Annotated in this window: 9 protein-coding genes, 1 other RNA gene and 1 pseudogene; 7 read left to right on the forward strand and 4 right to left on the reverse strand. The window is 40.9% G+C overall.

Features of this window, described 5'->3' with window-relative positions; all coding sequences use genetic code 11:
• The first annotated feature begins 304 nt into the window (after positions 1–304).
• Both recN and bamE read left to right on the forward strand, forming a co-directional pair.
• Positions 305–1,969: a DNA repair protein RecN gene (gene recN, locus ACED45_RS23170; RefSeq protein WP_333918858.1), complete on the forward strand. Its 1,665-nt coding sequence runs from the start codon at positions 305–307 to the stop codon at positions 1,967–1,969.
• 167 nt (positions 1,970–2,136) lie between these two features.
• A complete protein-coding gene (gene bamE, locus ACED45_RS23175; RefSeq protein WP_009848326.1) occupies positions 2,137–2,496 on the forward strand; it encodes an outer membrane protein assembly factor BamE in 360 nt (119 codons plus the stop codon).
• A 181-nt stretch (positions 2,497–2,677) separates the two neighbouring features.
• On the opposite strand, the gene ACED45_RS23180 is transcribed toward bamE, so the two are convergent.
• Positions 2,678–2,989: an RnfH family protein gene (locus ACED45_RS23180; RefSeq protein WP_009848325.1), complete on the reverse strand. Its 312-nt coding sequence runs from the start codon at positions 2,987–2,989 to the stop codon at positions 2,678–2,680.
• Positions 2,990–2,992: 3 nt separating this feature from the next.
• Positions 2,993–3,421 (reverse strand): SRPBCC family protein, encoded by a 429-nt coding sequence (locus tag ACED45_RS23185; protein ID WP_017106599.1) that lies wholly within the window; start codon positions 3,419–3,421, stop codon positions 2,993–2,995.
• 119 nt (positions 3,422–3,540) lie between these two features.
• On the opposite strand from ACED45_RS23185, the gene smpB reads away from it, so the two are divergent.
• The 5 genes from smpB (at position 3,541) to ACED45_RS23210 (ending at position 8,693) form a co-directional block, all read left to right on the forward strand.
• Positions 3,541–4,026, forward strand: coding sequence for an SsrA-binding protein SmpB (smpB, locus tag ACED45_RS23190; protein ID WP_371715122.1), 486 nt, complete (start codon positions 3,541–3,543; stop codon positions 4,024–4,026).
• A 66-nt stretch (positions 4,027–4,092) separates the two neighbouring features.
• Positions 4,093–4,459: a transfer-messenger RNA gene (gene ssrA, locus ACED45_RS23195) on the forward strand.
• Between the two features lie 95 nt (positions 4,460–4,554).
• Positions 4,555–5,826 (forward strand): site-specific integrase, encoded by a 1,272-nt coding sequence (locus tag ACED45_RS23200; protein WP_371715123.1) that lies wholly within the window; start codon positions 4,555–4,557, stop codon positions 5,824–5,826.
• 224 nt (positions 5,827–6,050) lie between these two features.
• Complete coding sequence (locus tag ACED45_RS23205) at positions 6,051–7,202, forward strand: site-specific integrase (RefSeq protein ID WP_371715124.1); 1,152 nt, start codon at positions 6,051–6,053, stop codon at positions 7,200–7,202.
• Between the two features lie 15 nt (positions 7,203–7,217).
• Entirely contained in the window at positions 7,218–8,693 is a 1,476-nt protein-coding gene (locus ACED45_RS23210) for a DUF3987 domain-containing protein (protein WP_371715125.1), read from the forward strand.
• A gap of 51 nt (positions 8,694–8,744) precedes the next feature.
• On the opposite strand, the gene ACED45_RS23215 is transcribed toward ACED45_RS23210, so the two are convergent.
• Together ACED45_RS23215 and ACED45_RS23220 are read right to left on the reverse strand one after the other, a co-directional pair.
• A complete protein-coding gene (locus tag ACED45_RS23215) occupies positions 8,745–9,383 on the reverse strand; it encodes an HNH endonuclease (RefSeq protein ID WP_330472279.1) in 639 nt (212 codons plus the stop codon).
• Positions 9,384–9,385: 2 nt separating this feature from the next.
• Positions 9,386–9,645 (reverse strand): annotated as a pseudogene (locus ACED45_RS23220) (hypothetical protein); the annotation flags it as partial.

Here is a 9,645-nt window from a genome sequence, read left to right on the forward strand (position 1 = left end):
GGGGATTATCTGCTAACTGCAAGATCGTTCAAGTCTTCTTAAACGATCGGCATTAGACGACATTCGTCAGCCTTTTTTATTACCGATTAAAAGCCCACCATCTCTGTCTTTACGCCAATCCACCACATCGTCCCAAGAGGAAGGAACGACCGAGTTGGGAATCTATAGCGGTTTCAGTGATCTACAGACAAGCTTAATTCTGAGAGCTGTCGCAAAAAATTTTCACCCGCCGACTTTACTGTATAAAGAAACAGTATATACTGAGCTTATATACAGTATTGTTCAGTTATACAGGTAAATAAAAATGCTGGCTCATTTAAGTGTTAATAATTTCGCTATTGTTAAGTCTTTACAGCTAGAACTCTCTAAAGGCATGACAACAATCACCGGTGAAACTGGTGCGGGTAAATCTATCGCTATCGATGCTTTAGGCTTGTGCCTTGGAGGAAGGTCCGATGCAGGAATGGTTCGACAAGGTGAAGAAAAAACCGAAGTCAGTGCCGCTTTTTTACTTGAGAACAATCTGCATGCTACCCGCTGGTTAGAAGACAACGAATTGCTTGATGGCAGTGAGTGTATCCTGCGCAGAACCATCTCAAAAGAAGGTCGTTCTCGTGCATTCATCAACGGTAGCCCTGTCCCTCTTTCACAATTGAAATCGCTAGGACAACTATTGATCAACATTCATGGTCAACATGCGCATCACCAGTTGATGAAAAGCGATTACCAAATGGCCATGCTTGATCAATACGCAGGCCACTTGAACCTATTGAAATCAACACGTAATGCTTACCAAGCGTGGCGACAAGCGGATAACCACTTAAAAGAGTTACGTGAAAATAGCCAGCAAAACCAAGCTCAAAAACAACTTCTTGAATACCAAATCAAAGAGTTAAATGAGCTGTCTATTGGGGAGGAAGAATATGAAGACCTCGAACAAGAGCATAAGCGCCTCTCCAATAGCGGAGAACTGGCCACAACCTGTCAGCAAGCTATCGAGCTTATTTATGAAGGCGAAGAAGTTAATGCGCTTGGTATTCTGCAATCGGCCAATAACTCCTTAATTCAGTTAGCTGAGCTCGATGAAAGATTGGCCGAGTTACCGAACTTGCTTTCTGAAGCCATTATTCAGATTGAAGAAACCAACAACGAGTTAAGAACATACCTAGACAGCATTGATGTTGATCCCGGTCGTATGGCTTACGTTGAAGAACGCTTCTCAAAAGTGATGTCAATGTCTCGTAAACACCACGTGTTGCCAGAAGAGCTATATCAGCACCATCAAGATTTATTACAACAAGTTGAAGCGCTTGATTGCTCAGATGAAAAGTTGGAAGAATTAGCCAGCGAGGTAGAAAACCAATACCAATCGTTCGTGGCTAAATCAGAGAAGCTTCATAAATCTAGAACTCGTTACGCAAAAGAGCTCAACAAGCTGATCACGCAAAGCATGCACGAACTGAGCATGGAAAAAGCGCAGTTTGCCATTGAAGTGAACAACACCAACACACACCCTTCTCCATTGGGTATGGATAACGTGACCTTCATTGTTTCGACCAACCCAGGCCAGCCAATGCAGCCGATTGCGAAAGTGGCCTCTGGTGGTGAGTTATCACGAATCTCACTAGCGATTCAGGTGATCACAGCGCAAAAAGTGGATACACCAAGCCTGATTTTCGATGAAGTCGATGTGGGTATCAGTGGACCAACCGCTGCGGTTGTCGGAAAAATGCTTCGCAAGCTGGGCGAATCTACGCAGGTGATGTGTGTGACTCACTTACCTCAAGTGGCAGGTTGCGGTCACCAACAGCTGTTTGTAGCGAAGAACACGAAATCGGGCAAAACAGAGACTCAAATGCACACGCTTGATGAGCAACAACGTGTTTCAGAGCTTGCTCGACTGCTTGGTGGCAGCCAAATTACCGAATCGACGCTTGCCAACGCAAAAGAGCTATTAATCGCAGCTTAGGTTACATATTCAGCAACTTTCTGATATTTTACCGAAAATTCTTGGCAATTTTGCAACTTAATTCAAAATTGCCAGTCATAACAAGCTCAAAGCGCAAGGAGCTTTTTACTTCTTGCTGGAGCTTGTTTATTATCAGGCAGTATTTTAGCGAAGAAAGATCTCAAACTATGCGAATTAAAAAGTGGTTAGTTGCAGTTCCACTTGCACTAACAATGTTGACCGGTTGCTCTCTACTAGAGAAGTTGGTTTATCGAATTGACATCAATCAGGGTAACTATGTTGAACAAGAAGCTGTCGACCAGCTCAAGTTTGGCATGACAAAAACACAAGTTCGTTACGTTATGGGCTCACCTATGCTTATCGAAAATGGCTACCCAGATACGTGGTACTACATTTACCACCATCAGAAAGGTCACAACGACCCTATTCAGAAAAACCTTGTCGTAAACTTTGATGCTACGGGCACTCTGGTAACGATCAATGGTGATTTTGAAGCCAGTGATGAGTTCTTCGAAAGCCTTCGCTAGCTTTCCAGTCAACAAAACTCTCAGCCGATAAAGCTATCAGTCGACAAAGCAAGAATCACAAAAGCCTGCTCATATGAGCAGGCTTTTTAACATCTGCTAACAAATTAGCTGCTGTGTCTAACTAACAGGCACAAAAAAGCTCGCAGATGCGAGCTCTCTTCTAACTTAAATTTGTTTAGCATTACGATTTAGCTGCGGCCGCTTTTGCTTGTTCAGCACGCTTGCGACGAATCTCTTTTGGATCTGCCAATAGCGCACGGTAGATTTCGATACGGTCTTTATCACGAACCGTCGCATCAAGCTTCACGTTACGGCTGAATACACCAACCTTATTTTTCGCTAAGTCGATCTCTGGATACAATTCCAAAACACCAGACTGCGCAATGATCTCTTCAACGGTCGCGTGCTTGTTCACTACCAAAGTAAACACACGCTGTTCATGCGGAAGCGCAAACACAACCTCTACGTGGATCATATCCGATTCAATAGTCATGGCTTAGTAAACCTGTTTCGCGCGTTGAGTAAAAGCACTGACCATATTGCTCGTCAGCTCATTGAAAATCTTACCAAATGCCATTTCAATCATTCGGCTAGAGAACTCAAACTCTAGCTTAAGTTCAACCTTACAAGCTTGTTCATCAAGCGGAGTAAAGTACCAACCACCCTGCAGCTTCTTGAACGGGCCGTCCACCAGCTCCATCAAAATCTCTGCACCATCCGCTAAACGGTTCGATGTAGTAAATGTTTTGCTGATACCAGCTTTAGAGACATCAACCGAAGCCACCATAGTTGAATCTGAAGATTCGATCACACGTGAACCAGAACACCCTGGCAAAAACTCATGATAACGAGCAACATCATTGACCAAGCTGAACATCTGGTCGGCACTAAACGACACTAATGCTGAACGAGTAACCTTTGGCATATAGACTCCTGTTAAAGACAGCGTTACATTAACACAAACTGCAATTTTAATTGTATTGGGCCAGAGCGCAAATAAAAAGGATTCCCCAACTAGGGCGCAATCCGTATAATGAGGCCATTATGGCAAAGAATAAATCAAAATCAAAAGCCGGTAGTAATACCATTGCGCTTAACAAGAAAGCTCGCCACGAATATTTCATCGATGATGAGATAGAAGCGGGGCTTGAGCTACAAGGCTGGGAAGTAAAATCCCTACGTGAAGGCAAAACCAATATCGTAGAAAGCTACGTTTACATCCGAGATGGCGAAGCATTCATCAGTGGTATGACGATTACTCCGCTAACTCAAGCGAGTACTCATATCGTGGCGAACCCAACACGTATTCGTAAACTCCTTATGTCGAGAAAAGAACTCGACAACCTTATCGGTCGTATTAACCGTGAAGGCATGACACTTGTCGCAACCGCACTTTACTGGTCTCGCTCTTGGGCGAAGATTAAAGTTGGCGTTGCGAAAGGTAAAAAGCTGCACGATAAACGTACTGATATGAAAGAAAAAGATTGGGCGAGAGATAAAGCACGAATTATGAAGAGTAATTTGCGTTAATTTTAAGCACTTAAACGCACAGTGCTAGACAGGGTAAGCTTTTCTGGTACTATGCAAATAACACTTGGGGCTGATTTAGGATTCGACAGGAATTTTGAAGTCTGAGGTGCATGCCGTGGGGCGGTTGGCCACGTTAAAAGCCGCAAAAAAATAGTCGCAAACGACGAAAACTACGCACTAGCAGCTTAATAACCTGCTCAGAGCTCTCTTACCCTAGCTTCCGCTCGTAAGACGGGGACCAATAAGAGATCAAACCCAAACTAGCTAGCGTGGCTTCTCCCACCTGAGAGGAAAAGCGCGAATTATAATTCAGGTTAGCCTTTAACTAGCGTGTCGGTTCGCAGGTTGCTGGTGAAATTAAAGATCGACTAAGCATGTAGTACCAATGATGAATGATTTTTGGACGCGGGTTCAACTCCCGCCAGCTCCACCAAACGTTTGGAAAGGGCGGTAACTCTTTGAGTTATCGCCCTTTTTGTTTCTAAGCTATGAGTTTTTGCAGTTTTGTACTAAAAGTAGGTACTAAACATGCGCTATCTCAAACTGAGCAAAACTGGAATCTGGGTATTTAGATTTCAGATCCCAAAATCAAAGCGCCATCATTTCGAAAATAGATATGAGGTGAAAAAGCACCTCAAGGCCACCACCAAAGCCCAAGCTCAACTTCAAGCTCTACAGCTAGAGCTTGAGATTAGGGGTAAACTTACCTCTTCATCCCCTTTATCAAATGAAGCACCCCCGCTCCAGTATTCACTTGGAAGAACACGTCAGCCAAAGACTAAACATAGTCCATTTAAATGCCTAGAGGACTATAAGGAATACAAATCCTCATACATATCTAATAAGTCCATCATGGGTGCTGTTGCCAAATGTAAGTTGGTTCTTATACTTTCAGGACAAGACCACATATCGGCAATACGCAGAGCCGATGCTGAACGAGTTAGACAGCTGCTAACAAAACTTCCATCTAATATTAAAAAACACCGCCAATTTAGCGGGCTTTCACCTTCTCAAGCCATTACCCTTAATGAGAAGCTTCAGCTTCCAACTATTTCTCAAAACAGTGTAAAAGACTATATCCAGAAAGCATCTTCATTTTTTGAATGGTGTGTTCAAATGGAGCTTACAGACGTAAATCCGTTTAAAGGTTTTAAGTTTCGTAGTGATAAGAAGATAAGCCAATCAAAGCATGCTTACTCTAATGAAGACCTTAGAAAACTGTTCAGCTCTTCCATTTACTTAAACCACGACTTCAAACACCCTTACCAGTTTTGGCTTCCCCTATTAGGCCTTTACACAGGAGCTCGCTTGAATGAACTTTGTCAACTTCATACTAACGATGTTGTTAAGATCAATAATGTCTGGTGCATATCAATAAATTCTGACACTTCGGACAAAAGACTGAAAAACGTAAACAGTGAAAGGTTAATTCCCATACATAGAACTTTGAAGGAACTAGGTTTCATAGACTTTGCGAAAAAAAGGCCGTCACAACGTATTTTTGATGAGTTAAAACTAGAGCGGGATGGCTATGGCACTAGCCCTTCAAAATGGTTTGGCCGATATAAAAGTTCACTTGGCTTTACTAGAGGATATGACTTCCACTCTCTACGTCATACTTTCGCAAGTAGCTTAAAGAATGCGTTGATTCCAGAAGTATTAGCCAATGAGCTTCTTGGCCACACCCAATCGACCATTTCATATGAACGCTACGGAAAGGAAATTGACATATCTACTAAAGCTGATGCCGTAAATTCCATTTCAAGCATATCTAGTAAACATATAAAACGATTTTTTTAGATTACCCAGTCTCAAAGATTAAAACTTATACAAGCAAAAAACGCTTGCTAGCATTTTTTGCTTGTATTTTCAAGGAATAAAGCGTGACAAAAATCACACAACCCCAAAGCAAAAAACCTTTTGAACAAAATACAACCAATCAGCTCTTTCAAATGAAAGCTGATAGGTTATAGTGCTCCGCATGAGAGGGCCCTCTCCATTATTTATCGAAAAATGGAGAACTCATGTTTACTCAAATAAAAAGGAAAATCAGATTTGTTGTTAAACCTTTGATTACAACAATCCGATCAGTATATTCACCCACTCCAAGGTGTGAGTTACATACAGAGTCCTTAAATACACTGATTAAAAAGTATATTGACTACAAAAAAAGGGATGCTGAACTATCCCCAAAAACAATAGAGGGTATTGAATTTAACCTTACAAGAATTTCTCAAATATGGGGAAAACATGATTTAAGAGAAATGAATAGGGAAGATGCAGAAGAAATTAGAGACTGTCTATATAAATACCCCAAGAACTATAAAAAGAACCCTATATTAAGAAACCTACAAGGTATCAACCTAATTAAAGAAGCTAATATATTAGGTTCTCCAGCAATCAGTAATAGATCAGTGAAAAAGTGTGTACAGGAATTTTCATCATTTTGTAATTGGGCAGTTCAAAGGGATTATATTGATAAAAATTACTTCTACCGTCTTAAAACAAGAAGAGCAAACGCTACTGACGTTAGGTACAAGCTAGACGACAATGACATCAATCTAATTTTTGGCATGTCTGACTACGAGAAGGGATTTTTCTTTCACACCTATTATTACTGGATGCCCCTACTACTGAGGTTCACAGGAGCAAGGCTTAACGAGCTATGCCAATTAAACAAAGATGATATCGTCCAGTATGAAGATATTTGGGGAATAAGAATCGGCAATGGATTTGTAGGACAACGAGTTAAAAGCCCAAACTCGGTTCGTTTTGTACCTATTCATAACAAACTGTTAGATCTTGGATTCATTGATTTTGTTCAGTCTAGAAGAGAGCGAACCATGCTTTTTGAAGGACTATCTCTCAGTGAAGGTTACTACTCTTCGTCTGCTTCTAAATGGTTTGCGAGAAGAAGAGAAGAACTTGGTATTGAGAAAGGTAAATGTGCTCACTCATTTAGACACAGTTTTATAGATGAATTAAAACAAAAAGGAATAGGACTAGATATCATTAGAGAATTGGTTGGTCATAGCTCTAATTCAATTACAACGAGTGTATACAGTCGTTCATATAATGCAAGAACATTAAGCTTAGCCATAAATAACATCTGCACTTCACACGTAGAAAAGATAAAAGAGTATAAAAACCCAGAATATAAATTTCGTGAAATTTAGGTAAGGAATAATATTTTGCTTGATAGAATTAAAAATAATCTAAGAATGATTTTTAGAACCGATTCGAACATTATCGATGAAAGAAATAAAGACTCAGAGGTTGATCCATCTATATCAGGAGAATATACAGAGGAAACCTCAAAAACCAAACATTTAAAAGAAGCTCACTCTTCCAACACTTCTCGTCGTACACATTGTTATGACGAAAGTGAAGAGCTTGTAAAAGTACTTCCTTCGCTTAGAGAAGAAGGCCTGTACGGTCTATTAGGTAGTGCGGCCAAGACTCTTTGTTCGGGGTTTAGAGCTCAACCCGAATTAGTAATGTTGTCGTTGATGGTAAGAATATGTTCATCGATTCCAAAAGGCCAAGTAACTTTCAGAAATGGTGCCATGATTACCGAGCTACGAATGAACGGTATATCAATAATGCAAACAGGCGGTGGAAAAGGAATCAGCGAAGGTAGAGCTGACTTATTCATCAGTAAAGCTAAAAACTATACCAAGAAAGATACTACTGAGATCGATCTATTCGCCAAGGTTCATTCAGGTGGCCTATCAACAACCGAAGGCATCGCCTACGAACTCCGAGACGTACAAGAATCGGAGGATAACTCGGTGACTATCGCTACAGATAAAAGACTGTGCGTTATTGAAGAGGAATTTGCCAATATTTTCACCAAGTGTAGATCCGGTGAGAGCAATCTCAGCCAAACAATTAGAACACTTTTTGACGGCGGTGACATTGCGCCACTAACGAAATTCAATAGGGTGACGTGTACCGATCCACATGTTTGCATTCATGGACACATTACTCCGGCAGAGTTCCTACAATCAGCCAATAAAGGACATAAAGAGAACGGATTCACAAATAGGTTTTTAATTATCTTCAAAGTGCCAAAACCAGTTATCCCGTTTCCAAAGGATTTGGATGAAGAAAAACTAGCACCCTACGCAAAGCAGTTAGCCGAAGCCATGGATTGGTGTAATGCCGATGAACGTTCGATTCAGCTTAGTGAAGATAGCCTAAGCATATGGGAAAAAGAAGTATTAAGAGTCTCTGCATTTGGAGAAATTGAGTCTACTGAAGCCAATTTAATGTATAGGGCTCCTCACTACTTAGCGATACTAGCTTGCCTATTTTCTGCGCTTGATAGATCTCACGTTATTGAAAAGAAGCATATATTAGCTGCAAGTGCTTGGGTCGACTTTTGGCATCAATCAATAACATACATATTTGATACTGAAGAGGAGAACCTTAGGAACCAAAGCAGAAAAGAACATGCTTCAATCGTGATGGACTCCATCCTAACAGTAGCAAAAAAACTTAAGACTAATAGCTTCAAACGAACTGAACTAACAAAAACAATAGGTAGAAAGCTAACAAGTAAAGAAACAAATCTAGCCCTAAAGGATCTACAAGAGCGCCCTAAACCACCAATTCATGTTGAGAGAACTGGCAGCAGAAACTGCCAAATAATTACGCTTCTTTAAGTAAACGGAATCTAGTAAAGCCCATAACTCATCAGTGATGGGCTTCACTCACTATCCTGTATTGGCTTGTTGTTTTGATTTGATTCTCTTTACCAACTCGTCTTCCAATACCTGTCTAGCAACCCCAGAAGCGCTAATCATTGCCTTAGCAAGTTCATCAATCTCATTGTCTGGTTGCTCTTTATCCACCAAGCCATAGAAACGGAGTAATCTACATGTCACAATCGTAAACTCTCCTTTCTCACTCAAAGGCCTATATAAATCCCCCGGACAAACCGCATCTATATGTTTTTCATAATCATCTAAATGGGGGTGAACTAGTTTGTAGTCTGAGCTCTTACTAGGAAACGTTTTTCGACGACTATTAACAAGAACCTCTTTATTCCCCTTCGCCCCATTACAGTCCTTACATGAGACACACAGGTTTTTCGGCTCAAACATGAACAGTGGTTTCTTATCTTTGGGTATTATGTGTTCGATATCCCAAGCCATTCCGTGTGTCACAGGGTTTTTAACTTTACAGTATGGGCATGTATAGTTCTGCTCTTTCCTGTAGTGTAACTTTATTGATTTTCTAATGGGGTCAAAGTCTCCCTTCGACCAATCCTCACCTTTTGAATCGCTATCTTTGAAATAATCGTCAATAACTTGTTGCTCGTCGTCAGTATAAGTAACTCCATCCTTTATCATGGCTATACCTCAACAACTTTTTTTATTGCAGAGGCTAAAGAAAGAACAGGGTCTTCCTGATCCAAGCTTGGGATCATGTTAATAATACTCTGAGCCCTTAAGAGAGTATCTTCCTCAATCGCTACCGACTTAGATAACAACGACAAAATCTCTAAGCTCTCGTTAAGTAGGTATTGGTTCTTAAATCCAGGCGAATCGAAAAGAGTGGCTAGGGCGTGTTGATCTTTCGTGAGTGTTTTTTGAACAGCATGGTAAAGAGTTA

Source organism: Vibrio crassostreae, assembly GCF_041439375.1.
Lineage (GTDB): Bacteria > Pseudomonadota > Gammaproteobacteria > Enterobacterales > Vibrionaceae > Vibrio > Vibrio crassostreae_D.